The following is a 25,114-nucleotide window of genomic DNA, read 5'->3' on the forward strand; positions in this document are numbered from 1 at the left end:
ATAGGAATAGGGTGTCTAAAGTTATTACTTTTGGGCACCCTTTTGGGTTAGGCGAGGTGTTCAAGTATATTCATTTTAACAATGGGAGAATAATGAATAAGGAATGGGGGAAATCATGTGCGATATGTAATTATTGGTGGGGATGCAGCAGGAATGAGTGCGGCAATGGAAATTGTCCGTAATGATCCTACGGCGGAAATTACTACACTTGAAAGAGGCCAAATCTATTCTTATGGACAGTGTGGTCTACCATACGTAGTAGGTGGTCTTATTCCAGATACCGGGGACTTAATTGCCAGAACGGTAGAAACTTTTCGAGAGAAATATGGAATAGATGCAAGGGTTAGACATAAGGTGACAGGCGTAAATCCTGATAAGAAGACCGTTGAAGGGACAAATTTACTTACAGGAGAGAGCTTTGAATACTCTTATGATCGATTGTTAATTGCAACAGGGGCAAGGCCAGTAATTCCCCATTGGAGTGGCTACCAGCTTGAGGGTGTACATACGATTAAAACAATCCCGAGTGCGGAAGCCATTATAAAGGATTTAGAATTAGTAAAGCAGGTTACCATTATTGGTGGTGGATATGTAGGATTAGAAATGGCAGAGAACTTTGTGAGCGCAGGGAAAAAGGTCCGCATTATACAGCGTGGAGACCAGCTTGCGGATATCTTTGATTCTGATATGGCAGAGTTTGTTTATCAAGAGGCTATCAAGAATAAAATAGAGGTTATATTAGAGGAAGAAGTAGAAGCCTTTCAAGGAAATAAAAGAGTGGAAAAGGTAGTAACGGACAAAGGGGAATACGATACAGACATGGTGCTGGTAGCCGTTGGAGTAAAGCCTAACACAGGCTTTTTAAAGGATACAGGCATTACGCTACATTCGAATGGAGCAATTATTGTTAATCCATTCTTGGAAACAAATATTACCGATATATTTGCTGCTGGAGACTGTGCTACTCATTACCACAGAATCAAGCATTTAAATGACTATATACCACTAGGCACTACCGCTAATAAGCAAGGAAGACTAGCAGGGTTGAATATGATAGGAGTAAGTAAGGAGTTTAAGGGAGTGCTTGGTACATCCATTATGAAATTTTATGATTTAAACCTGGGAAGAACGGGATTATCTGAAAAAGAGGCAGAACGAATAGGTATTGCTTACGAAGTGTATACCTTACAAGCAAATGACATAGCTGGTTATTATCCTGGGAAGGAATTGATGCAAATCAAGCTACTCTGTCAGAAGGAATCTAAGCTCCTACTGGGAGGGCAAATCATTGGCGGTAATGGTGTTGATAAAAGGACAGACGTGCTAGCAATGGCTTTATTTCATGAAATGTCCTTGTACGATTTAGTTGATATGGACCTTTCTTATTCTCCGCCTTTCAATGGTGTTTGGGACCCCCTTCAGCAATTGGCTAGAAAGGAATCAAAAAATTTAAGTATTGACTAAATTTAACATAATGGCATATACTATAAAAAATTTAATTGGACATAATCAGCAAGGAAAAGGACAAGAATCATTTCTTCGCTTTCTGGAAAGAGAACAGGGTCATCGGCTGAAAGCCCTTCAGAAATAAGAGTGATTTACCACCTTGGAGCTATTACGGGAAAATGATAACCGTAATCGGGAAACCGTTATCTTATTTGAGTGCAGCTACTTTACGCTGCGAAATTAGGGTGGAACCACGACCACATTCGTCCCTTATATGGGATGGGTGTGGTCTTTTTTTATCCCGCATTAAGGGACAGTAAGACTCCCACTTCCAGATGGTAAAAGAAAGGCGACAGCGAAGTGGGAGATCAACTGTCCCTAAAAGCCCGATTGGTTCAACTAATGATTGGTGGGGAAGAAAGAACCCCCCACCAATCAAAGTTTCACTTTATTTAAATATGAAATGCAACGATAAGGATATGAGTAAATCATACTTTTCTTTACAGAGACCAGGGACACAGGCTGAAATCCCTGAGGAAAGTAGACTAACTTACCACCTTGGAGCAGTTGCAGGGAAAGCTTACTGGCGATTATCTGTAACCGGGAAACCGTTATCTTACTTGAGTGCAGCCTTCATTATGCTGCAAAATTAGGGTGGAACCACGACCACATTCGTCCCTTGTACGGGATGAGTGTGGTCTTTTATTATTCATAAATCGGGAGGAATTAACAATGTCAGTAAAAGCAGTGGAAAGGCTAAGTCATCAAAAGCTAGGCCAACAATTAGAATTATTTATGTCTATGGAAGAGGCACCAGGAATGCCGTTTTATCTTCCAAATGGGATGGTTTTGCGAAATCAATTAGAGAGTTTTTGGAAAGAAAAGCATAGGAAAGCGGGCTACCAGGAGATAAAAACACCGATTATGATGAAACAGGAGTTGTGGGAGAAATCAGGGCATTGGGATCATTACCATAAAAATATGTACTTTTCAGATGTGGATGACCAAAAGTATGCGATCAAACCTATGAATTGCCCTGGTGCAGTGCTGATTTTTAACAGTAAGCGAAGAGGTTATCGTGAGTTGCCACTTCGTTATGCAGAGCTTGGTCTGGTTCACCGCCATGAGCTGTCCGGGTCATTGAATGGATTGCTGAGAGTCCGTGCTTTTACTCAGGATGATGCACATCTCTTTGTACTAGAGAGTCAAATAGAAGAGGAAATCGCAAAGGTACTAGAGTTAGTGGATGAGTTCTATTCAGCATTTGGTTTTAGCTACAAAGTTGAGTTGTCTACACGACCTGAAGATTACATGGGATCATTAGATAATTGGAATCGAGCAGAGCAGGCATTAGAAAACGTTTTGCAACAACGACATGTGGAGTATCAAGTAAATGAAGGAGATGGAGCCTTTTATGGACCGAAGATTGACTTTCATATCTACGACTGGGTGGGAAGAAGCTGGCAATGTGGAACAATACAGCTAGATTTTCAAATGCCAGAAAAGTTTGACTGTAAGTACGTAGATGAGCATAATGAATTAAAACAGCCAATCATGATTCATAGGGCAATTTACGGCTCTATTGAACGGTTCATGGCGATTCTTTTAGAGCATTATCAAGGAAGCTTTCCACTTTGGCTCGCTCCTGTACAGGTAAAACTACTACCGATTTCAGACCACCAAATCAACTATGCTAGAGAGATTAAGCAGCAGCTGGAGGATAAAGGTTATCGTGTAGAAATGGATGATCGTGTAGAAAAAATTGGACTGAAAATAAGAGAGGCGTCTCTTCAAAAGCACCCGTATATGCTGATTATTGGGGACCAAGAAGTAGAAAAGAATGTGGTTTCTGTGCGGAAGCATAAGGTGGGTAGTATAGGGGAGATGGGGTTACATGAATTTCTATCACTTTTAAGAGGATAAGGAGATGTGAAAGGGATGAGGCTGGGACAAAATCTATTTCTTTCTTGATGGATTATGTCCTTTTTCAAATTTATTAATCAAAAATTATTTTTAGTAAGAAACTCTATTGGTTCGAAGCAGCGTAGGTGACTCCTGTGGGAACAGCAAATTTATTTGCGACGAAAGCGGAGCGACAGGAGCACCGAGGGAGAGTTAAGGAAGGAAAACTAAAAGCGTCACATTGTGTGACAACGTTTTCCTGACCAACATCCTGTTGGCCTCAATCCGTGCCCACGGAAAGCGTCCGACGTAGCGGAGAACCTGTGTCTCAAAATTCAAGAAAGCACTTATGATTCTAATCATATATAGAATCATAAGTCTTTCTTCGATCTATCCTAGACTCACTTTAATATCGCACCCAGCTAAGTCCTATAGTTCCTTCTCCGGCATGAACGCCGACACAAGCGCTTAGGGGTATGACAATTACGTTTAGCTCTGGAAGCTCAGCTTGCAATTCTTCTTTCCAAGCTTGAGCATCTTTTAAGTTGTTGCAGTTAATCACAGCCACCTCAGGTACTTTGGCTATTTCCATGTCTTTTCTAAGTAGATCCGTTACATAGTTTTTCGCTCGTTTGGTTGAACGGACCTTTTCCTTCATGACAACCTTTCCGTTATCAAAGGAGATGACAAGCTTGATATTTAGTAGATTACTTAGAAAAGCAGCTGTTCCTGAAACACGACCACTTTTATGGAGCTGTGAAAGGCTGGATGGAATAAAGGAAAGCTCTGAGTTACGTGTCATACCCTCCAATGTAGAGAGCACTTCCTCCATAGAGCTTCCCTTTTCTATCATGCTTTGACCAGTCTCTAGCATTTTCACCATAGGATAAGAGCCTATCTTCGAATCTATAGCATATACCGGGAAGTTTGCTAGTTTAGATGCTGTTTGGGAACTATGAAATGTTCCTGATAGATCACTAGATACGTGAATTGCTATTGCGCAATCATAGCCTTGTGCCTTTAAATCCTCGTAAAGCTTCACCATCTCTCCGATGGGTGGCTGTGAGGTTTTAGGGTGAACTTTGGCAGTTCTCAATTTATGATAAAACTCATCACTAGTAAGGTCGATTGTTTCGCGATAAGCTTTTTCTTCAAAAATAATATTTAAGGGTAAGACATGAATTTGGTGTTTAGTGATGAACTCTTCGTCTAATAATGCTGCAGTATCAGTGATCCAAGCAATTTTTTTGGCATTAGTTGTCATTATGTCACCTCGGTGTAGAATAGTCTTATCCGCAATGTATAACAGAAATGTTCGAAGTCATAGTGTTACTTGTCATGTTTTGTCGAAATTTCGGAGTCTGAAACATAATTTGAACATAATTTGAACAAATTTTGGAGGGATTGACCATGAAGATACGGTTATTAGAAGTGCAAGATGCAGCGACATATTGGGAATTAAGGCTGGAAGCACTACAACAGAATCCGGAAGCATTTGGAAGCAGCTATGAGGAGGCTGTTCAGCAAAAAGAACCAATTGAGAGAGTGAAAGCTAGATTTCAGACCGAAGGTAACTATAATTTCGGGGCATTTATAGATGAAAGGCTAATAGGTAATGTGACGCTTGTTCAAGAAAGTACCTTGAAGATGAAGCATCGAGCCAATATATTTGCTATGTATGTAACGCCTTCCGCCCGTGGTACGGGTGTAGGAAAGGCTCTTTTGTTAAGAGCAATAGAGCAGGCCAAGCAGAATGAAGAAATTGAACAAATTAATTTATCAGTCGTCACAAGCAATGAAACAGCAAAGAATCTCTATAAAAGTCTAGGATTTGAGGTTTTTGGAGAAGAAAAAAGAGCGCTGAAGGTAGGAAATCAATATTACGATGAACAGCATAGGGTGTTGAGAATCAGATAACCTAAGTGGCGAGGATGCTTGCAAAATGACTAGAGACAGAATCATAAATTTGTGATTCTGTTTTTTACATAGGAATGATTTTGTGTATTTTGCAACCAATCTTGTTCTACATTCGACTTTAATACATAACAGAAAGGGGAGTAGAAATGGATGTAGTAAAATTAGTACATAAAGCAAAGAAGGGAAATGACGAAGCATTCGAAGAGTTGATTAGTTCGGTTCGTGAAAAGCTGTATAGAACAGCTTATTCTTATGTGAAAAATGAACAGGATGCTTTAGATGTTTATCAGGAAACGATCTATACAGCCTATATTTCTATTAAAAAATTGAAGAAGGCAGAAAGCTTTTCAAGCTGGATTACGAAAATAATTGTTTTTAAATCCATTGACTTTATTCGAAAAGAATCTCGACATTTTACAACAGAGGATGAGGAGATGTTTGCTCGATTAATTGCGCCAGAGAAAAACGATGCAATCACCACTTCAATGGATGTTTCAGAAGCCATCAAAACCTTAAATCCATCAGCGAAGACAATTATCTTGTTGCGGTATTATCATTACTTATCTATTAAGGAAATTGCCGAGATTATGAATTATCCTGAAGGAACTGTAAAATCCCACTTAAATAGAGCTAAGAAAGAGCTTAGACCCATTTTAAAGGAGGACTATATGCTATGAGCGGTCAATCTAACGACAATATCATCATCCCTATAGATCAGTTAAAGGCAAGAGAAAAAAAGGCAATGTTGCAGGCGAAGAAAAAAAGAAAGACACGAAATACCATTAAGCGTTCCTTCCTAGTTGCATGTGGTCTATGTCTTTCGCTGCTTGGCTCAGGCTTCGTCTCTACAGGTATGGCGGAAGCCTTGAACAATATTCCACTCATCGGCTCTATTTACAAGGATTTTAGAGATATTGCCTCGGAAAAGGTGGAACGAGATAATTTAGCTACCTTGATTAATAAAAGTGACAGTCAGAACGGGATAACGATGACAGTAAAAGAGGCAGCCTATGACGGTTCTCGCCTAATGGTCTCTGTCATCTATACAGGGGATAAGGAGCTTGATATGAGTGGAGTAAATAGCTTTGGATATGTCACGATCAATGGCCAGCCTGTTCAAGTAGCAAGTGGGCAAGGAGGGCAAGATGATATAGACTCACATACCGTTATTGAGCATCGTCAATTGACGTTCGCTAACTATGACCAATATGGTGATGAAATAGAAGTAACAGTTCATGGTGAAGATTTATTTGGATATGAGACTAATTTAGAAGTATCCTTTGACCTTCAAAAAGTATCTGCAGAGGTTTCTGCTTTTTATCCAGAGGTATCTGCTACGACAGATGATGGATTATATACGTTGAAAACTGAAAAGGTGATATTTACACCTCTAGCTACAAGGATAGATTTGAGTGCAGATTATCCGTTGGAGTTGAATGAAAATGATAAATGGCCAGCATTTGAATATTATGTACAGGATTCAGAAGGGCGAATATATGACGGTCTGACTTTACAGCAGGGAATGGTTCCGGGAAACTATGGTCATCAAATCGTTCTTACATTGCCGCCTTTTGATGTAATCCCAACTTCATTGACTTTTGTTCCCCTGCGTACGAATAAGGAAGGGGAAAGAGAGGAAATAACAGAATTAAAACTAGTAGTGCCGTTACTGGAAACTGAATAATCACTGAATAGTCTAAGGTGATAAAATGAACGTATATTTTAAGTATACGTTCATTTTGTCTATTCTTTTTCAATTTTAGTTTGTTTTTTTCTCCAACTGATAAAGAAAATGATCAGCATAGCTGTTGCGGCTCCACTGGTATCCAGCAATACATCCTGCATACTAGCAGTTCTCCCTGGAGTCATAGATTGACGTAATTCATCTGCTATGGCCAAAAAGAATAAGATGATGATAGTGATTCCTTTGCGATATTTCCATTTAGGTAAAGCATAATATACAGCCAAGCTGAGAATACCGAAGAAAACAAAGTGAGTCCCTTTTCGAATTAAAAATTCTACAAAGGCATAATAGCCTCTTTCTTCTATAGATACTTGAGTACCCCAATAGGGAATGGAGAAATGAGAAAGAAATCCAGCAAGCGGCTTATCTGGAAGCCATTTTTGCAAAAGCATCTCCAAAGACTGCTGCTCAGCCGATTGACCAGAAGAAATAAAAACAATGATTAATAAACAGATAAGTGGTATTAGTCTTTTCATGTATCTAATAATACAGCTTTGTTTCGCATAAATGTAGGGATAAATAAGTATCGGTATGTATCTCTAGTGTGAGCAACCAGTTTCTTCATGGGCAAGTAAATAAAAGGCAATCGCAAGTTATCTAGGTCAAACGGGAAGTGAATCGCTGGGTATTGAAAATATTTCCTTTTTATTTACACTAAACAATTCCTCCACCACAAACAACTATCTGAATAATTTAAGTATTTTTTATCTAGTACCTTGCATAATACAATAGCGTTATGCTATTGTATATTAAACAGTACCGTGTAAAAAAGGAGAGTTGAAGATGAGTGTAGAGTTATACTTGCAACAGTTAGAAAAAGCTTTGTCTAGACTTAACGCCCCTGAAAGGAACCGTGTAATGAGAGATTTTCATCATTATTTTTTCGCAGGTAGAAAAGAAGGGAAAAATGATCAAGAAATAATGGATTCATTGGGGCCGGCAGATTATATTGCCGAAGAATTGTTGAAGGCATATAGCGAGGAAGAAATGATTCAGCCTGAAGCGTCTCCTATTCATATACAGGTGAAGATTAATGAACCTGATCTGACGAATAAAATCACTTCAGCTGTTGAAAAAGTCACAGTGGCTGCTTTGGAACGAGCATTCCGATGGAGCTGACATAAAAGGAGATGTTCTCTGTATATTGAACATCTCCTTTAACTTTTGTTATTTAAGGAGAATCAAATCTCCAAGTGATTAGCATGTAAACTGTCTATTAATACTCAGCTTGTACAGTTTTCCATTATGATTTTTACTAATTCCTTTGGTCGGAGATCGTAATTAGAAATGTCTGAAATAGATATCCACATTGGTTCATAGGTTCCTTTATCTAATGTCTGATTTAGATATTCTTCTCCTTTACCAGTCCCAAATTCTCCTGCTTTCATAGTGGCAAGGAAATAATATTGAAAGCCGTTATAGGGAAAGGTATGTAAGAGGCTATCGATTTCCACCGTAACCCCAAGCTCCTCTTGTGTCTCACGAATAGCTGCTTCTTCTGGCGTTTCATTCTCCTCTATTCCTCCTCCTGGGAAGACATAGTACACTTTTCCGGACCTTGTTCTTTTAATTACTGCAACTTTTCCATCTTGCAATATGATCGTACCGCTTCGATCTCTCATTACTCTCCACCTTTTTTCCTTATAGTATAGCAATAAAAGACTCAATACAACGTATGTTAGGGTTGAGCCTGGTGGCATGGCTTCTGAACAACAGGATGTTGGTCAGGAAAAGCTATCAAACGATGTGATGTTTTTGTTTTCCTTCCTTTACGAGACCCCGAAACAATTGGATTTTGGTATGAGTTACTTCTCTTATGCTGCAATCGTTAAAAAAATGCTGATTCTCAAGGAGTCACCAGCTGTCACTCCAACCAACTCGTTCTATCAAGGTCATCCTTGGCTTTTTGGTGAAAGTCCAATAAATGAAGAACATGGATATTGGATGTAAAGAATTCTTTACATAACTAGAGTAGTCTCCTATAATTATATGTAAAGATATATTTACATCCTGGAGGTTCAAATGACCAAGGTTATCAATCATATTAAGAAAATTCGAATGCAAAAAGGTATAACACAAGTAAAAATGGCAGAAGATCTCCAAATTACAAGACAAACTATTACAGCTATCGAAAATCACAAATATAATCCAAGCTTAGAGCTTGCTCTAAAGCTTGTGAAATACTTTGAAGTGGATATAGGGGAATTATTTTACTTGGAGGAGGAGAAAGAATGAAAAAAACAGTCTATGGATTTATCGTTGCTTGTATAATTGGGGGAGCATTACTTGGAAGCTACTACACGGGAGAATCTCAACTGCTTATTCCTATTTCCATTGGTGCACTTGTAGGATTTTTAATTTTTTTCCTATACTCAAACCGAAAAAATAGAAACATACCAGAAACGGATGAGAGGACTGTACATCTATTGCAAAAGTACTTTACAAGGGTGTTGTATGCCCTCCTTCTTGGAAGTGGAGTCGTCTTATTAGTCTTATATATAATGGAAATTAAAGCGATATCAGTAGAAATTCTTATCGTATATATGATGCTTCTTTATTTTGTTGTAGCTTTGGGAGCTGTTATCACTAAAAGGGTGTAATGAAATTATTTTAAAGGAAGGTAATATACATGATAAATGTGTTATTTGTATGCCTAGGGAACATTTGTCGTTCTCCAATGGCTGAAGCTGTATTAAAGGACATGATTCAAAAGGAAGGTTTGCTAGATTCAATATCTGTTGACTCCGCAGCCACTAGCGCTTGGCACATTGGCGATCCGCCGCATAAGGGGACGACTTCAAAGCTGATGGAGTATAATATCTCTACCAAAGGGTTGAAGGGACGTCAGCTTCAAGCAGAGGACTTTGAACAATTCGATTATATAATTGGAATGGATGAAAGCAATATTCGGGATATACGTCAAATGCTCGGGCAACCGGATCATCCCAAAATTCTTCGTTTTTTAGATTTGACTCATCATAAAAAAGATGTTCCGGATCCGTATTACACAGGTGATTTTCAGGAAACGTATGATTTAGTTGTGGAGGGTTGTAAAGCATTATTAGATAAAATAAAAAGAGAACATTTATAAGGTGGGGATTTAGTGATTGAGTACAGCTATTTTCAAGGTTTGCCAGATTCGGAAACGCTAAAAGGTGTTCTAGCTCTTCATAAACATGTATTTGATGAATCAGAGCTACCTGTTCAAAAGCTTCATGACAAGGACCATCCTATCATTTTTGTAGCAGTGTCAGAAGGGGAGGTAGTGGGCTTTAAAATAGGCTATCGTTACGCAGAAGATACTTTTTATAGTTGGCTAGGCGGAGTTCACACCTCATACCGTGGACAAGGTATTGCAAAAGAATTGATGGCCCGACAGCATGAATTAATTAAAGAACTGGGGTATCAAAAGGTGAGAACTATTTCACGAAACGTGCGTAGAGAAATGCTACTATTAAATATTAAGACAGGATTTGATGTAGTTGAAACCTTTGTGAGTGACAAAGGCAAGCATAAAATCGTTTTGGAAAAAGCGCTTTAATTGTCTATGAAATAATGGAAGTTACTGTATTTACTTTGCCTCCACCTATACCTGTAATGTATAATAGCACAGTATGAAAACAATGAACCAAAACTTAGTCGAAAGAGAGTGGGACTTTTATGGGTCGTAAATGGAATAATATTAAGGAAAAGAAAGCCTCTAAAGACGCAAATACTAGTCGTATCTATGCAAAATTTGGGCGTGAAATATATGTAGCTGCAAAGCAAGGAGAACCTGATCCAGTTTCCAACCAAGCGTTAAAGGTTGTATTAGAAAGAGCAAAGACTTACAGTGTGCCACGTCACATTATCGATAAAGCAATTGAAAAAGCGAAGGGCGGAACAGAAGAGAATTACGACGAGCTACGCTATGAGGGCTTTGGTCCAAGTGGTTCCATGGTAATCGTAGACGCTCTTACCAATAACGTAAATCGTACGGCATCTGATGTTCGTGCTGCCTTTGGGAAAAATGGCGGTAACATGGGAGTAAGTGGATCTGTTTCTTATATGTTTGATGCTACTGCAGTAATCGGGTTAGAGGGTAAAACTGCGGATGAAGTATTAGAGATTTTGATGGAAGCAGACGTAGATGCTCGTGACATCCTAGAGGAAGATGATTCTGTCATTGTATATGCAGAGCCAGATCAATTCCATCTTGTACAGGAAGCACTAAGAGGAGCAGGAGTGGAAGACTTTACAGTAGCAGAACTCACAATGCTTGCTCAAAACGATATTACGTTAGATGAAGCTGCTCAAGCACAGTTTGAAAAAATGATTGATGCCTTGGAAGATTTAGAGGACGTACAACAGGTATATCATAACGTTGATCTAGGAGAATAAGTTTTAGAAACCTCGGGTAATTTATCCGAGGTTTTTTGTGTTTTATTAGGTTAAATTTGCTATAATGATATGATGTTTAGTCTGAATATTTAGATATAAAGTTAGGGGGAAAAGGATGTTCAAAAAAATAGCTGGTTCATTTGCAATATGGATCATTGCTTTTGGGGCGTTGGTAACGATATTGCTTTTGCCAACAGAAACGCAGTTTGAAGTCGGTCAAGGAGGAAGTTTTCAAGGAGCGACGTACGACTATAGCATAGAGGCACATATACATAACTTTCAAATGTTGTGGAATCATCTTCGTGAACAAGGGGGGCTTGGACTAGATCAATATAATCGGCCCATAATAGGCAATTTGATGGAGTTATTCGGAAGAAGTATGAAAATAGTGCTGCCAGCTATCATTCTTGGTTTCTTTTTAGGTATCGCCAAAGGTGTTATTGATTTTCGGTTAAGGGGGTCAAAGGGAAAGGTATTCGGACATTCCTCTACAATAGGGCTATTATCTATCCCGGATTTTTCAATGATTGTACTTATTCAAGTTGGACTACTTACATTGATGAGCAAAGGCTGGCTTTTTCATATCGACCTATTTGGCTATGAGAAGCCCGAAAATGTCTTGATGAATATACTCTTTCTAACTATTTATCCAACAATCTATATTTCCAATATCACTTATCAAGCGCTAGCTTCAGAAGAGGGGGCAGATTACATCCGAACTGCTAGATCGAAGGGAATAAATAAGCTAGCTATTTTATATAAACATATACTGAAGAATAGTATTCCGCGAATTTTATCGCATTTTAATACGATGATTCTTTATATATTATCAAATCTTTTCTTAATAGAGGTTTTTACACAATATAAAGGAGCAGCTTACTATATGTATGAAACGCTAGGAAGCTCGACTAGTTTTTTTGTAGGAACAATCTTTTCTGCGGAGATCATTTCTTTAATTGGCTTTGTATTTTTATTTACGGTCATTATGCTGATTGCCAATATGGTTACTAGTATCTCAAAGGCTTTCTTAATAACAAAGAAGGGGGAGGCCTTTGAATGAATAAAACACTTTTGGCTGGTATTTGTATGACGCTAGTCCTTGCAATCGTAGTTATTTTTGGACCTTTTTTCCCAAAGGTAGATCCTAACTTAGAAGCTACTGTGGTATATCGTGATGCTGAAGGAAAGCTGATGGCTCCTCCTTACCCACCATCATCTGATTTTTTATTAGGGTCGGATAGGAAGGGGCAGGATTTGTATTCAAAAATTATTATAGGAGCAAGGGAAACCTTTTTAATACTTGGTGTAATCCTATTGATTAGAATTGTTGTATCTTTGTTATTAGCAGTGTTTTCGTTTTATATAAAACCTATAAGGCGATTCATGTTTTTTTGGAATGCACTTTTCTCTTTTATTCCACCTATATTTTTCATTCTTATTCTATTAGCAGTACCTGCGATTATGTTTTCTGGGACGAGATCACTTTGGGCTATACTAATCATTTCCTTGCTTGATGTAGGTAGGCTTTCTAAGATTTTTTACGATTTATTAAGAGACGAAACTCAAAAGCTTTACATAGAAGCAGCTATCGCGAGCGGCTGCAGCAAGTGGAAGCTATTTAAAAATCATTATTGGAAAGTGATGCAGACAGAGTTATTTATTACGACCTCTGGAGAAGCTGCGAAGGTCATGTTCCTTTTGGCACAGCTTGGGGTTATAGGGGTTTTTATCAATCAAGAATTTATGTCTCAGCTGACAAGAGGACTGTATCAAGCAGTGAACACCTCTCTTTACTGGCCAGTTCTTCTCGAATCTATTAGAGGTGATATATATACATATCATTGGATTCCATTCTCCGTATTAGGGGTAATCACCTTTACGATGATTGCTTTTTATTTACTTGGAGAAGGTCTTCGCAAACGGCAAAACAGCAAATTGAGAAGGTCCGTAACCTAAGAAACCAGCCTAAAGGGCTGGTTTTTATTTTACAATTGATTTTTGCTTACGACGATATTGCCACTGCTGAAACTGGAAACGCATAAAACAACCGATACAAAAGCCCATGAGAGCAATGGATGCTGCAAGCCCTACCATAGTGGTTGCTGCATTAAATAAGAGAGTCCAGTTCAGTAAATCACTAATACAGCCTATTATTAAGAAACTAACAGCCAACCATTGGTTAAAGCGGAGCTGTCCGTAGTCCTCTTGAATATATTGAGACATTGGCTTTCTTAAGAAAAACCTTTTTATAAGAAACAAAATAGGATGGAATCTAAATAGTAAACTAGATAGATTGGCTAGTAAAGGAATGAAAAGAATCCATGCTGATTGTGTAATTAAGGCAATCACGACAGCTAATACAATGGTCCACTGATTAGCTATCACTAATGGTTTTGCTATTGTTTTCAATTGGAAAACCTACTTTTCTTATTGGTTATTATGTATTATATTACACTATTTCATAGAGTATGCCAAAAAGAACGGTTTAAAAAACAGGAGCACGAGTGCTCCTGTTTTATACTAATAGAGTGGCTGACTGGATGCTCCTAAATTGGCATCTTCTTCTGGTCTTTTTTTCTGAATAAACCAGATAAGGGTTACTACAACCAAACCAATGAGACTGCTCAGTATCTCCGGAACAATTAAGAGAAGTCCTGCTAGAAACAGCACAATTCTTTCCCACATCTTTGAATTTTTAATTAGAAATCCAATTAGAGAGCTACTTACAGCAGCCATTCCTAATAATGCGCCTAGCACAGAAATGACCATGGAAACAGGTTCAACATCTACCATTACGAGAATGGGGTTATAAACAAAGACATATGGAACGATGAAGGCGGCGACCGCCAATTTCACTGCATTCATTCCTGTCTTAAAAGGATTTGCACCGGCTATACCTGCACCAGCATATGCGGCTAAACAAACTGGAGGAGTAATATCAGCAGCAATACCAAAATAGAACACAAACATATGGGCAGCTATCGGTGCAACACCAAATTCGTTAATTAATATAGGAGCAGCAATTGTTGCCGTCACTACATAGTTAGCTGTAGTTGGCAGCCCCATACCTAATACTAAACAAGCAATCATCGTAAAGAATAAAGCTAGGATTAAATGGCCGTTAGATAGAGAGATAACTCCAGCAGCAAACTTCCCGCCTAGTCCTGTCATACTTACTACCCCTGCAATGATACCTGCTGTTGCCACCGCGGCTATTACAGGTACAGCAACTCTCGTTCCTTGTTCAAGCACATATAAAACTTTTTTGAAAGACATTCTGGTTTCTTTTCGAATGAAGCTAATCAGAAAAGCGGAAAGTATACCAAAGAGAGCAGCACGCTGTGGTGTGAACCCTATCATTATCGTCACTATAATTACAACTAACGGAAGCAGCATGAACCAATTTTTCTTCAAAAGCTTCGGAAAGGATGGTAGCTGTGATTTTGGCAGTCCATGAATTTTTAACTTTTTAGCCTCAAAATGAGTGCCTATAAAGATACCTGTAAAATATAAAATAGCTGGGATAATGGCAGCTAGCATAATGACGCCATAAGAAACCCCTAAGTATTCCATCATGATAAAGGCTGCAGCACCCATCATTGGAGGCATTAGTTGCCCTCCCGTAGAAGCCGCGGCTTCAGTTGCTCCTGCAAACTCAGGCTTGAATCCTGCTTTTTTCATCATTGGAATCGTAAAGGACCCTGTGGCTACTGTATTTCCAACTGAGCTTCCAGAAACTGTGCCCTGAAGAGCGCTTGCCACGACAGCTGTTTTTGCCGTTCCTCCGGTAAAACGCCCGGTCAAGGAGAAGGCCAAATCATTAAAGAATTTCCCGATATTCGTTTGTACTAGCATGACACCGAAAAACAAAAAGAGGAATATAAACTTTGCAGATATTTGGACAGGTGTTCCGAAAATACCTCTCTCCTGAAACCAAAGATTATTAGTGGTTCGATCAATGGAAAAGCCAGGGTGAGATAAAATTTGTGTAGGGATATACTTACCAAATACAGCGTAAAGAATCGCTACACTAGCTACGATTACTATCGGAAGTCCAACTGTTCTTCTAGTAGCTTCTAGTACGAGTAGAATTCCTAAAATAGAAATGATTGTATCAAAGGTGCTATAACCTGAAATTCTACTTTGTAGGATAGACTCGTAGAAAAATATTTTGTGATAGGCAACGTACATGGCAGTAAAAGCTAGTAAAATATCATACCAAGGAACTCTCTTCTGAGTCTTTAACATTCCTTTTTTGAAAGGATACAGTAGGAAGATAACACCCACTGCTGTGCCGACATGAACAGCCCCTTGAATCTGTGATGGCAATATCCCAAAGTAGGCAGTATATAAGTGAAAAACGGTTAGAGCGATACCTAAAAAAGCTACTACATATGCCCATCTGCCGAGGGATGTTCGAAATTGATTTTCTTTATCATATTTCTCTAGTATTTCCTGTGCATCAATCGGTTTTTGCTCATTCATTTTTTCACCTCTGTAATTCCTATTTTATGTCTTCAAAGCTAGTAATCTCCGTTGTTTCTCTCGTAACTATTTGGATTACCTCTGGATAAATATGTCCTATAAAAGCAGCATTAGATACTCCATGACCATCAAACGGTCCACTTCCTTCAACAGCTTGTATAGCTGGTACGTGAACAGTCATTCCTAGATCCATGTTGCCATCTCGAATGCTTGATAGGTTCTCTACAGAAGCACTTGTTTCTGTATTTGTTAAGTTAAAATTATCTATATACTTATTCCAAATACTTGTCATCTCACCACCTAGAGGATAATAAGTTCCTCCTTGGCTTCCTGTCCCTAGGATAAACTCACTTTTCTCTTCCTCTACAGAAACCTCTGCTACAGGATTATCCACGGTAAGTCCTTGTTCTTCATAGTATCTTTTTGCCCCAGGGTGAATAGGCAATCCATCAGAGCCCCTTAGAGCATTTTCAAGAATCATTTCCCTTGCTTGGGCATGTGTATTTTCGCTTGCCTTTTCAATCATTACTTTTGTTATTTCGTAGCCTAGTTCCTCGCTTATCGTGTTGGTATTCGCCATTAATATTGCATAAGCAGTAACAGTATTAATGTCAGACTCTAAAAATTCATAAGTATCCTTAGGAATAACATGCTTCTTATAATTACTATGCTCTTCGATGTATGCTATCGCCTCATTGGACAGGTCAAGCATAACAATATCTCCTACGGATGCTTGTAAATTCTCGATGCTTGCCGCCGGAAGTCCCAATATTCCTATTGATACATCGATGTTTCCATCCTGTACTCCATCTGCAGCATCCCCAAAACCTTCTTTATAAGCCTTGTAATCACCCTCTTTAATTCCGTATGCCTCTAAGATTAATGTAGAAATTGCATTCGTTTCACTTGCTGGTGGTCCAATAGCTATATTTGTCCCTCCGCCGCTACAAGCTGCTAAGAAAATCACAGCGATCAAAAGATATACCCAGCTTACAAATTTCCTCTTTTTCCCCTTTTGCACATAAACATCCCCTTTTTTGTATTCCTCTATTTGTTAGCGCTTACATTTTAGAATATTTAAAATAAAACAAAAATAGAGGTTATCAATATTATACTTTTTCTGTTAATTATTACAATGTTAATAGAGATATTTCTGATAATTTTTTTGTGGAGAAGCAGGAAATCCAGAAATATTTAACCATTCCTGGTTAACTGTTCATTTCTTTATTTGTTTAATTGAATTAGTAAGTTGCATAAAAGTATAAAAGTGATCTATACGTCGCTTTAACATACAGACTAGTAAAAGTATTCGAAACTTAACAATAAGTAAGTGATTTTTTATAGAAATTCCTGTACAATTATACATATTTTGAGGAGGTTAGAGGAATGAAGCAATTAGACGCTTACGAAATTATTTCGTATATTCAGCATGCAAAAAAATCCACTCAGGTTAAGGTTTACATAAAGGGAAAGGGCATTGACAAGCTTTCTTTTGGGGAAAATACTAAGGTTTTCGGAGAAGGAAGCTCTTTCATTCTTTTTGGTGAATGGGCAGAGATTGAGCCTACACTCAACACATTTAAAGATCAAATTGAAGATGTGGTAGTTGAAAATGCAAGCAGAAACTCCGCTATTCCATTGTTGGATTTAAAAGGGATTAATGCTCGAATTGAACCGGGTGCAATAATACGTGACCAAGTGAGCATTGGAGACAATGCTGTTATTATGCTTGGCGCTGTCATCAATATTGGAGCTGTCATTGGAAAGGGAACGATGATCGATATGGGAGCGATTCTTGGTGGTCGTGCTACAGTAGGAGACAACTGTCATATTGGAGCAGGAGCAGTGCTTGCAGGCGTTATTGAGCCACCTTCCGCTACGCCAGTAATTATCGAGGACGACGTATTAATTGGTGCGAACGCTGTAGTTTTAGAAGGATGCCGTGTAGGAAAAGGCTCTGTAGTAGCTGCTGGTGCAGTAGTTACGAAGGATGTTCCACCGTATACAGTAGTGGCGGGAACACCGGCTAAGGTTATAAAAGAAATTGATGACCAAACTCGTTCTAAAACGGAAATTATGCAAGAGCTGCGCCAGCTTTAAGAGGACAAATCATTGAAAACGTTGATTGATATTCGTCGAGATCTTCATCGTATCCCAGAGCTTGGCTTTGCAGAGCATAAGACACAAGCCTATTTACTAGAGCAAATTAAATCGTTGTCACAGGAACGATTAGAAATCTACACCTGGAAAACAGGGATTGTGGTTAAAGTATACGGGTTAGCTCCTATAAAAACGATTGGATGGAGAACAGACATAGATGGACTGCCAATTGTAGAAGCAACAGAGTTATCCTTTGCTTCCAATCATCCTGGTAAGATGCATGCTTGTGGGCATGACATTCATATGACAGTCGCTTTGGGGCTTCTGAAAAGCTTAGTTGAAAATCCGATAAATGATGATGTCGTGATACTATTTCAGCCGGCAGAGGAGAATCCAGGTGGGGCACTTCCGATGAGAGAGTGGTTAAAAGCTGAGCATCCAGACTTATTGCCTGATCAGATATATGCCTTTCATGTGGCTCCAGAATATCCAGTAGGCACAGTAGCAACTCGTCCAGGTCTTTTATTTGCTAATACCTCCGAGTTATATATTGACTTATACGGGAAGGAGGGGCATGCTGCCTTTCCTCATAATGCTTCTGATATGTCAGTGGCTGCAGCAACGCTACTGTTGCAGCTACAAACCATTGTAAGTCGTTCCGTCAATCCAATGAAACCAGCCGTCGTAACTATTGGAAAAATGACATCTGGGAGCGTCCAAAATATTATATCTGGTCATGCCCGTCTAGAGGGGACGATACGTACGATGGATGCCGAGACAATGGTACTAATAAAACAGAAGATAGAAACCTTCTGTCGAGCAATGGAAACTGGTTTTGATTGTAGATTGGAGATAGATTACGGTTCCTCCTACTATCAGGTTTATAACACAGAGAATATTACAGAGGAATTTCTGGCCTTTACGGAGGGGCAGGAGGGAGCACATGCCATAAGATGTGATGCCGCTATGACAGGAGAGGACTTCGGATATTTTCTAGAGGAGATACCCGGGATGCTATTCTGGGCAGGTGTGAACTCTCCATATGGACTTCATCATGCAAAGCTTAATCCAGATGAGGGTGTAATCAATTTTCTTGTGCCATTTGTAGATGCCTATTTTCGAAAAATAAGTAAGTAAAGAGTCGCTTAGGCGACTCTTTTTCTATGGAAGGGAGGATGTTCGAAAACTTCTGCTAAATTAAGAACTGCTGAGACATACTCTCGTTCAGGGTAAGTTTACTCTCGGATAGGAAGGGTTTACTCTCGTATAGAGTAGGTTTACTCTCGGATAGCAAGACTTTACTCTCGTTTAGATGGAATACTCTCAAGTTACATTTACTCTCACATAGCCAGCTATTGCTCCCAGTCAAGCTTGTCTTAGCCAAAAATAAGAAGGGATGATCCCTTCTTGTTAGTCGACCAACTGAACCTGATAATCCTTAAACCAAATATGCATTTGCGCCAAATAGGCAAGAAGCTGCGGACCGGTCATTAGCTGGCCATACCATGGAACTTTGAAGGCTTCTCCGTTGGAATTGATTAAATCATGTAGCTTCGAAGGCTGGAAAAGTTCATGAAGCATGGAATGTTTGTCGAGTAGCATTTCCTTCAACATTAACTGCATTTTTGCAGAGTATACCGGGTTATGAGTTTTTGGATAGGGACTTTTCTTTCTATATAGCACCTCATTTGGGAGAACGCCCTCTAATGCTTTACGGAGGATTCCTTTTTCTTGATTGCCATACATTTTATATTCCCATGGAATATTCCAAGCGTACTCTACGATGCGATGATCGGCAAAAGGAACGCGCACCTCTAGACTAGCACCCATACTCATGCGATCCTTCCGGTCTAATAGAGTAGTCATGAACCAGGTCATGTTCATATAAAAAAGTTCACGTCTTTTTGCTTCCTCGCTGCTTTCACCAAATAACAACGGAGTTTCTGCTGCCGTTGTATCATATGCCTGTAAGATATAATCTTGGATATCTAACTTCTGTTGCCAGCTATCATTTAATAGAGAATTTCGTTCATCCTTGGAACGTATCCAAGGAAATGCCCTGTCTGCATTACCTATATTGTGAAACCAAGGGTATCCCCCGAAAATCTCATCTGCACATTCTCCGGAAAGACCCACTGTAAAGTCTTTTTTGATTTCTTCACAGAACCAGAGAAGAGAGGAGTCGATATCAGCCATTCCTGGAAGATCCCGAGCGTGTACTGCTGCTGTTAAATATTCTGCTAATGTATCCTGAGAAATGATAGAGAAATGGTGAGTTGTATTTAAATGCTTAGATACCATTTGAATGAAGGGGAAATCCTCCGTAGGCTGAAAGGTGTTTCCTTGAAAGTGTTGGTTATTATTTTCGTAATCAATGGAGTAAGTATGGAGGGGGCTTTTGCCGTCTCTTTTATAAGCACTAGCCGCAATGGCAGAAATTGCGCTTGAGTCAATGCCTCCTGATAAAAATGTACAAAGCGGTACATCGGAAACCAGCTGTCTTTCTATGGCATCTGTTACAAGAAAACGAACCTGCTCAATCGTATTTTCTAAGGAATCGGTATGCTCCTTACTTTCTACATTCCAATATCTCCAAACATGTAACCCATCCTTTGTAAAGGTAAGTGCATGCCCTGGACGTAGCTCATCAATGCCTCGATACACGCCATTCCCTGGCGTTCTAGATGGCCCAAGACCTATAATTTCTGAAAGACCCTGACGATTAATCTCGATAGGTACTTCGGGATGCTTTAGGATAGCTTTTAATTCAGAGCCAAAAATGAATCCATCATTTCTAACGGTATAGAATAAAGGCTTTACCCCTAGTCGATCTCTTGCCATAAATAGCTTTTGTTCTTCCTCGTCCCAGATAGCAAAAGCGTATATGCCATTAAAGTAATCAATACAATTCTCTTTCCATTCTATATAAGAAGTCAATAACACTTCTGTATCTGAATGTCCTGTGAATGTATGACCTAGCTTTAATAATTCCTTTCGTAAATCCTCTGTGTTATAAAGCTCCCCATTATAGCAAAGTGTATATTGCTTTGAATTAAAGCTCTTCACCATAGGCTGCTTACCGCCAATTGGGTCTACTACTGTCAGTCGACGATGACCAAAAAGAACGTGAGGAGAAGACCAAACATTATGGTCATCGGGGCCCCTTTTCTTTAATGTCTCTGTCATTTGTTGAACAACTGCCATATCTTCTCTTAAATCTCTTTTAAAATGTATCCATCCGGTTATCCCGCACATGTATGCATCCCCTCTTTCACCAATTAGTATATGCAAAAAAGTGCAGATTTGGTGACACATGCCTAGGATACGGACAATTAGAAAACGTGAAGGATTGCACCTTCACGTTCAACTACTCTATTAAGTTGTCATTTTCAATACAGTCTTAATTTTTTCGATTAACCCACCAGAGCTATAAGTTAATACACTTCGCTTGTAGAAGGAGAAGCTAACTGCAAAGGAAACTAGAATGGTCGCAACTAAGATGATGACAGAGAGCATTGGTTCCCAGCCTGCAATGTCAGTTGCTCCAATACGTAAAGGCATGACCATTCCCGATGTGAACGGGATATAAGAAAATACTTTAATGAGCATTGTATCAGGACTGGACATCCCGAAAAGTAGAACATAAAAACCTGCAAGTCCTAAAAACATCATTGGCATGATAGCCTGCCCAGCTTCCTCCACCTTAGACACAAGAGAACCTAGAAGAGCCCCGATAATTAAGTAAAGTATAATGGATAAAAAGAGGTAAAGGACAGCATAGATTAAATAGGAAGCAGACACTTCCTGTAAAATCTCTTGAACCATCTCTAGCTTAGAGCCGCCATCTAGCGTGCTAAACAAAATACCTAATGCCACAAAAAGTATTCCCATTTGAATTAATGCCAGCAGGAAAGTACCTGTTAGCTTTGCAAGATAATGAGTGGATGGTTTTACACTAGCCAGTAATACTTCTAATACTCGAGATCCTTTTTCAGAGGCTACATCTGTTGTAATCATGGATAGAAAAGTCATAAGAAAGCTGTAAATCAAACCTCCTACTAACAGTGAAATTCCTATTCCGGCTGCTTTTTCTCCCTCGCTCTTTCCGAGCTCAGACTGCTCATTTAAATTCTTCATTGTTATTAATGGTTCTGCCTGTAAAATTTTCTCTGCTTGTTCTGTAGTTAAATTCATTTGCTGTACTTCATAAAGCTTCCCAGCATATTGCAAGGCCGAAGATATGCTCGTCTGGTCATTAAATGTTAATGGTTCAAAGGTTGCTATTTCAGCAGTTAAAGATTGATCTAAATCTTTGATAAAAATGGCTGCTGCAAAATCTCCATCGATAACCTGCTTTTCAATTTCCTTTGCATCTTCCTTAGGGAACAAGTACTCAATTTCCTCGTTGGATTTAAATAACTCTTCCATTTCTAAATTAGTTTCATTTATAAGTGCAACTTTTATAGCTTCACTTTCAAAAAATGCAGCCTTGATATTTGGCCAAAACACAATAGCTGTTATAACAAGAAGATAAAGGCCTAGTGAAGTCCAAAATGATTTTGCACGAATTTTTTGGTCCAATACTTGTTTAACGAGAACCCAAAATTTAGACATTCTTTCCACCAACCTTATCCTTAAATATTTCATCAAGAGATAAGTAGTCTAAGCTAAATTTCTCTATATATTTTCCTTGTGAAATAAGTTCAAAAATAGCTTGAGCATAGGATTCGTCTTCTAAGGTTAATGTATATTGCTCTTTCCCGATTAATACTTCTCTTACTCCTGGAAGCTCTTTTAGTGTTTCCACTGGAATATCTGTACGTAAGGAAAGCTTTGTTTTCCCGTACTGTTTTTTCAAATCTAGTAAGCTACCTGCAAACAAAGATACTCCTCGCTTCAATAGACATAGATGGTCACAAAGCTCTTCTACGTTTTCCATTTGATGACTAGAGAAAAGAATAGTCGTTCCTTTTTCTTTTAACTCCCAGATAGCGCTTTTTAAAAGATCTTTGTTTACTGGATCCAGTCCACTGAATGGCTCATCCAGGATAAGAAACTCTGGTTGATGAATAAAGCTGGCAATCAGCTGTACTTTTTGCTGGTTTCCCTTAGAAAGTGTTTCAGCCTTTGCTTTTCTCTTATCCTCTAACTCAAAGCGATTAATCCAATAATCAACTTCCTTCTGTAAATCTTTTTTGTCCTTCCCGCGCAACTCTCCGAAGAAGTAGAGCTGCTTCTCTACTGTCATAGTTGGAAAAATTCCGCGTTCTTCCGGTAAATACCCAATAAGGTCACGATTAAGTGAATTGATAGGAATACCATTCCAAGTGATGGTTCCTTTAGTGGTCTCCTGTAAGTCCAATATCATCCGAAAGGTTGTTGTTTTACCTGCACCATTTTGGCCAATCAGGCCGAAAATTTCTCCCTTTTCAATCGTAAAGGACAAATTGTCTACGGCAACAAAGTCTTGATATCTCTTTGTCACTTGATCAATAACTAACGTCATATGTATCCCCCATCTTCTTTTATCTGTATAATATACGGTCTTATTTACCAAAAGTTCCGAAAAATAATGTACTATTTATCACATATTTCAAGAAGTTGTAACATTTTGTTTGTCTTCTCGTCCAATCCATTGAATGGTAAAAAAGGAAAGGATGGGAGAAAAATGAAAAAAATATTTTCACTAGTTACTGCTCTACTTATGATGTGCTTTTTGTTTCCTTCTTTATTAGCGGGGGCTGAAGGAGAGAGGTCTAGCGTAAGTGAAAAAACTAAATTTTCTCGTTTTTCAGGGGTAATAAAAGAGGTAAAGAAAACAAAGGGCCAAGTCAATATAACTGTAGAAACAGAAGGGAAAGATCCGCTGGTTTCCGTTTTCATGCTTACCGATGAGCCAAAGTTCTTTAACAGCAATGGAGAAGCAATTAAGAAAGACGCTCTTACGGCTGGAAAAAAAGTAGACGTGTTCTATGATGGTGGCGTCCCAAGAATAGCGATTTATCCAGTGCAAATTGTTCCTGAGGCAGTAGTATTGCGCGACGAGAAGCAGTCAGGACGGGTGTATGCTGGAGTATTTAATGAAGCACTACAAAGTTTGGATGGTACGCTAAAATTAAATATATCGAACACCACAGCTGTAGTGAACAAAAAAGGGGAAAAGGTAAGCTTACATGCTGAAGGGGAAAAACACCTTCTGGTATTTTATCAAAACACAACAAGAAGTATACCGGCACATACAACTCCTATAAAGGTAGTTGTATGGTCAGAAGCAGTCCCTAGTACCGATGCTTCTAACTATCTAAGGGTATCTGGTAAGATTCAATCCATTGAAAAGAAAAACGATATAACAACAGTTACTTTAGAAACTGGCGAAGTATTGAGGTTAAACAAAGAATCTAGGTTGTTTAACAGTGGGAATACGAAGGAAATAAAGGCTAGCAGTCTCCAAAAAGGACAACAGGTGGACGCATACTACGATAAGAATAGACCAATGATTCTTATCTATCCTCCACAAATAACTCCAGATTTTGTTGTACTAAATGACGATAAGAACATTGGCTTCGTAAAAATAGGAAAATTTGATGACAAGCTGGTTAGTCAGGATGGACAGCTAAAGCTTTCATTGGCTAAAAAGACGATGATTGTGAATGAAAATGGCAAAAAGATTAAGACAGAGAACTTAAAGGGCAAGGAGCTAATCGTTTTTTATAACTTTACAGCTAGAAATAAAAACGGTTATCCAGAGCAAACTACGCCAACAAAAATTATTGCAATTTCTTATTTGTCACCTGAAATGAAAGAGCTTGAAAAAATAATCGGAAAAGATTTTATAACGGTAGATGGTGTAAGAATGGTTCCACTTCGTAAGGTAGCAGAATATTTAGGGTTTGAGGTCATCTCTCTTCCAAAGCAAAAGGCAGTGCTACTGAAGAAAGGAAATAGCTCTGTCATTATTACTCGTGGAGAGCTGATGTATAGCTACAATAAGAGTTTGCGGAAACTTGGCGCTAAGCCTAGATTAAAAGGAAATACAACCTATATTTCAGAAGACTTCTTAGAAGAGTTCCTGAACAAATAACGTGGTTGGGACATAAACCTATAGCTTTCTTAATGAACTATATCCTTTTGGGATTTGTT

26 protein-coding genes and 1 other annotated feature are annotated in these 25,114 nt (G+C 38.8%); of the genes, 17 read left to right on the forward strand and 9 right to left on the reverse strand.

The window, feature by feature from the left end:
• Positions 1-117 precede the first annotated feature (117 nt).
• Both AC1VU3_RS08155 and thrS read left to right on the forward strand, forming a co-directional pair.
• Positions 118-1,464 (forward strand): CoA-disulfide reductase, encoded by a 1,347-nt coding sequence (locus AC1VU3_RS08155; protein ID WP_482983244.1) that lies wholly within the window; start codon positions 118-120, stop codon positions 1,462-1,464.
• 441 nt (positions 1,465-1,905) lie between these two features.
• Positions 1,906-2,129 (forward strand) — a binding site (T-box leader).
• Positions 2,130-2,178: 49 nt separating this feature from the next.
• Positions 2,179-3,369, forward strand: a complete 1,191-nt coding sequence (gene thrS / locus AC1VU3_RS08160) for a threonine--tRNA ligase (RefSeq protein ID WP_482983245.1) — start codon at positions 2,179-2,181, stop codon at positions 3,367-3,369.
• A gap of 385 nt (positions 3,370-3,754) precedes the next feature.
• Here thrS and AC1VU3_RS08165 read toward each other — a convergent pair whose 3' ends face one another.
• Positions 3,755-4,612 carry a DegV family protein gene (locus AC1VU3_RS08165; RefSeq protein WP_480389288.1) on the reverse strand — a complete coding sequence of 286 codons (858 nt, stop codon included), beginning with the start codon at positions 4,610-4,612 and terminating at the stop codon, positions 3,755-3,757.
• 146 nt (positions 4,613-4,758) lie between these two features.
• On the opposite strand from AC1VU3_RS08165, the gene AC1VU3_RS08170 reads away from it, so the two are divergent.
• The 3 genes from AC1VU3_RS08170 to AC1VU3_RS08180 all read left to right on the forward strand — a co-directional run bounded on the left by AC1VU3_RS08170 (position 4,759) and on the right by AC1VU3_RS08180 (position 6,949).
• Positions 4,759-5,265, forward strand: coding sequence for a GNAT family N-acetyltransferase (locus tag AC1VU3_RS08170; RefSeq protein WP_482983246.1), 507 nt, complete (start codon positions 4,759-4,761; stop codon positions 5,263-5,265).
• Positions 5,266-5,411: 146 nt separating this feature from the next.
• Positions 5,412-5,942, forward strand: coding sequence for a sigma-70 family RNA polymerase sigma factor (locus AC1VU3_RS08175; protein WP_482983247.1), 531 nt, complete (start codon positions 5,412-5,414; stop codon positions 5,940-5,942).
• Positions 5,939-6,949, forward strand: coding sequence for a DUF4179 domain-containing protein (locus tag AC1VU3_RS08180; protein WP_482983248.1), 1,011 nt, complete (start codon positions 5,939-5,941; stop codon positions 6,947-6,949). The genes AC1VU3_RS08175 and AC1VU3_RS08180 overlap by 4 nt, the downstream gene beginning before the upstream one ends.
• 59 nt (positions 6,950-7,008) lie before the next feature.
• Here AC1VU3_RS08180 and AC1VU3_RS08185 read toward each other — a convergent pair whose 3' ends face one another.
• A complete protein-coding gene (locus AC1VU3_RS08185; protein WP_482983249.1) occupies positions 7,009-7,485 on the reverse strand; it encodes a VanZ family protein in 477 nt (158 codons plus the stop codon).
• Between the two features lie 307 nt (positions 7,486-7,792).
• Here AC1VU3_RS08185 and AC1VU3_RS08190 point away from each other — a divergent pair, with 307 nt between their 5' ends.
• Entirely contained in the window at positions 7,793-8,128 is a 336-nt protein-coding gene (locus tag AC1VU3_RS08190; RefSeq protein ID WP_482983250.1) for an HAAS signaling domain-containing protein, read from the forward strand.
• A 104-nt stretch (positions 8,129-8,232) separates the two neighbouring features.
• Here the strand turns inward: AC1VU3_RS08190 and AC1VU3_RS08195 are convergent, their stop codons facing one another.
• Entirely contained in the window at positions 8,233-8,631 is a 399-nt protein-coding gene (locus AC1VU3_RS08195) for an NUDIX hydrolase (protein ID WP_482983251.1), read from the reverse strand.
• A 76-nt stretch (positions 8,632-8,707) separates the two neighbouring features.
• On the opposite strand from AC1VU3_RS08195, the gene AC1VU3_RS08200 reads away from it, so the two are divergent.
• From AC1VU3_RS08200 to AC1VU3_RS08235, 8 genes are all read left to right on the forward strand, one after another.
• Positions 8,708-8,959 carry a hypothetical protein gene (locus tag AC1VU3_RS08200; protein ID WP_482983252.1) on the forward strand — a complete coding sequence of 84 codons (252 nt, stop codon included), beginning with the start codon at positions 8,708-8,710 and terminating at the stop codon, positions 8,957-8,959.
• A gap of 72 nt (positions 8,960-9,031) precedes the next feature.
• On the forward strand, positions 9,032-9,244 hold the full coding sequence (locus tag AC1VU3_RS08205; protein WP_482983253.1) for a helix-turn-helix transcriptional regulator: 213 nt from the start codon (positions 9,032-9,034) through the stop codon (positions 9,242-9,244).
• Positions 9,241-9,609: a hypothetical protein gene (locus tag AC1VU3_RS08210; RefSeq protein ID WP_482983254.1), complete on the forward strand. Its 369-nt coding sequence runs from the start codon at positions 9,241-9,243 to the stop codon at positions 9,607-9,609. Before AC1VU3_RS08205 ends, AC1VU3_RS08210 begins: the two co-directional genes overlap by 4 nt.
• Before the next feature lie 29 nt (positions 9,610-9,638).
• Positions 9,639-10,100: a low molecular weight protein-tyrosine-phosphatase gene (locus AC1VU3_RS08215; RefSeq protein WP_482983255.1), complete on the forward strand. Its 462-nt coding sequence runs from the start codon at positions 9,639-9,641 to the stop codon at positions 10,098-10,100.
• 12 nt (positions 10,101-10,112) lie between these two features.
• Positions 10,113-10,550: a GNAT family N-acetyltransferase gene (locus tag AC1VU3_RS08220; RefSeq protein ID WP_482983256.1), complete on the forward strand. Its 438-nt coding sequence runs from the start codon at positions 10,113-10,115 to the stop codon at positions 10,548-10,550.
• 119 nt (positions 10,551-10,669) lie between these two features.
• Complete coding sequence (locus tag AC1VU3_RS08225) at positions 10,670-11,389, forward strand: YebC/PmpR family DNA-binding transcriptional regulator (protein ID WP_480389300.1); 720 nt, start codon at positions 10,670-10,672, stop codon at positions 11,387-11,389.
• Positions 11,390-11,504: 115 nt separating this feature from the next.
• Complete coding sequence (locus AC1VU3_RS08230; protein WP_480389301.1) at positions 11,505-12,449, forward strand: ABC transporter permease subunit; 945 nt, start codon at positions 11,505-11,507, stop codon at positions 12,447-12,449.
• Positions 12,446-13,345, forward strand: coding sequence for a hypothetical protein (locus tag AC1VU3_RS08235; RefSeq protein ID WP_480389302.1), 900 nt, complete (start codon positions 12,446-12,448; stop codon positions 13,343-13,345). Before AC1VU3_RS08230 ends, AC1VU3_RS08235 begins: the two co-directional genes overlap by 4 nt.
• 24 nt (positions 13,346-13,369) lie before the next feature.
• Here the strand turns inward: AC1VU3_RS08235 and AC1VU3_RS08240 are convergent, their stop codons facing one another.
• The 3 genes from AC1VU3_RS08240 to AC1VU3_RS08250 form a co-directional block, all read right to left on the reverse strand.
• Positions 13,370-13,798, reverse strand: coding sequence for a DUF4395 domain-containing protein (locus tag AC1VU3_RS08240; protein WP_480389303.1), 429 nt, complete (start codon positions 13,796-13,798; stop codon positions 13,370-13,372).
• A gap of 111 nt (positions 13,799-13,909) precedes the next feature.
• Entirely contained in the window at positions 13,910-15,874 is a 1,965-nt protein-coding gene (locus tag AC1VU3_RS08245; protein WP_480389304.1) for a TRAP transporter permease, read from the reverse strand.
• 19 nt (positions 15,875-15,893) lie between these two features.
• Positions 15,894-16,895, reverse strand: a complete 1,002-nt coding sequence (locus tag AC1VU3_RS08250) for a TAXI family TRAP transporter solute-binding subunit (protein WP_480389305.1) — start codon at positions 16,893-16,895, stop codon at positions 15,894-15,896.
• Positions 16,896-17,260: 365 nt separating this feature from the next.
• Here AC1VU3_RS08250 and dapD point away from each other — a divergent pair, with 365 nt between their 5' ends.
• Both dapD and AC1VU3_RS08260 read left to right on the forward strand, forming a co-directional pair.
• Complete coding sequence (dapD, locus tag AC1VU3_RS08255) at positions 17,261-17,974, forward strand: 2,3,4,5-tetrahydropyridine-2,6-dicarboxylate N-acetyltransferase (RefSeq protein ID WP_480389306.1); 714 nt, start codon at positions 17,261-17,263, stop codon at positions 17,972-17,974.
• A 12-nt stretch (positions 17,975-17,986) separates the two neighbouring features.
• Positions 17,987-19,111 (forward strand): N-acetyldiaminopimelate deacetylase, encoded by a 1,125-nt coding sequence (locus AC1VU3_RS08260; RefSeq protein WP_482983257.1) that lies wholly within the window; start codon positions 17,987-17,989, stop codon positions 19,109-19,111.
• 273 nt (positions 19,112-19,384) lie between these two features.
• On the opposite strand, the gene asnB is transcribed toward AC1VU3_RS08260, so the two are convergent.
• The 3 genes from asnB to AC1VU3_RS08275 form a co-directional block, all read right to left on the reverse strand.
• Positions 19,385-21,229, reverse strand: a complete 1,845-nt coding sequence (gene asnB, locus AC1VU3_RS08265) for an asparagine synthase (glutamine-hydrolyzing) (RefSeq protein WP_482983258.1) — start codon at positions 21,227-21,229, stop codon at positions 19,385-19,387.
• Between the two features lie 120 nt (positions 21,230-21,349).
• The gene (locus AC1VU3_RS08270; RefSeq protein ID WP_482983259.1) at positions 21,350-22,588 is read right to left on the reverse strand and encodes an ABC transporter permease; all 1,239 of its coding nucleotides are present in this window, start codon (positions 22,586-22,588) and stop codon (positions 21,350-21,352) included.
• Entirely contained in the window at positions 22,581-23,480 is a 900-nt protein-coding gene (locus tag AC1VU3_RS08275; protein ID WP_480389310.1) for an ABC transporter ATP-binding protein, read from the reverse strand. The genes AC1VU3_RS08270 and AC1VU3_RS08275 overlap by 8 nt, the downstream gene beginning before the upstream one ends.
• 162 nt (positions 23,481-23,642) lie before the next feature.
• Between AC1VU3_RS08275 and AC1VU3_RS08280 the strand changes: the two genes are divergently transcribed.
• Positions 23,643-25,055 carry a copper amine oxidase N-terminal domain-containing protein gene (locus AC1VU3_RS08280; RefSeq protein WP_482983260.1) on the forward strand — a complete coding sequence of 471 codons (1,413 nt, stop codon included), beginning with the start codon at positions 23,643-23,645 and terminating at the stop codon, positions 25,053-25,055.
• The last annotated feature ends 59 nt before the right edge of the window (positions 25,056-25,114 follow it).

The organism is Psychrobacillus sp. Z16_25 (assembly GCF_056856695.1).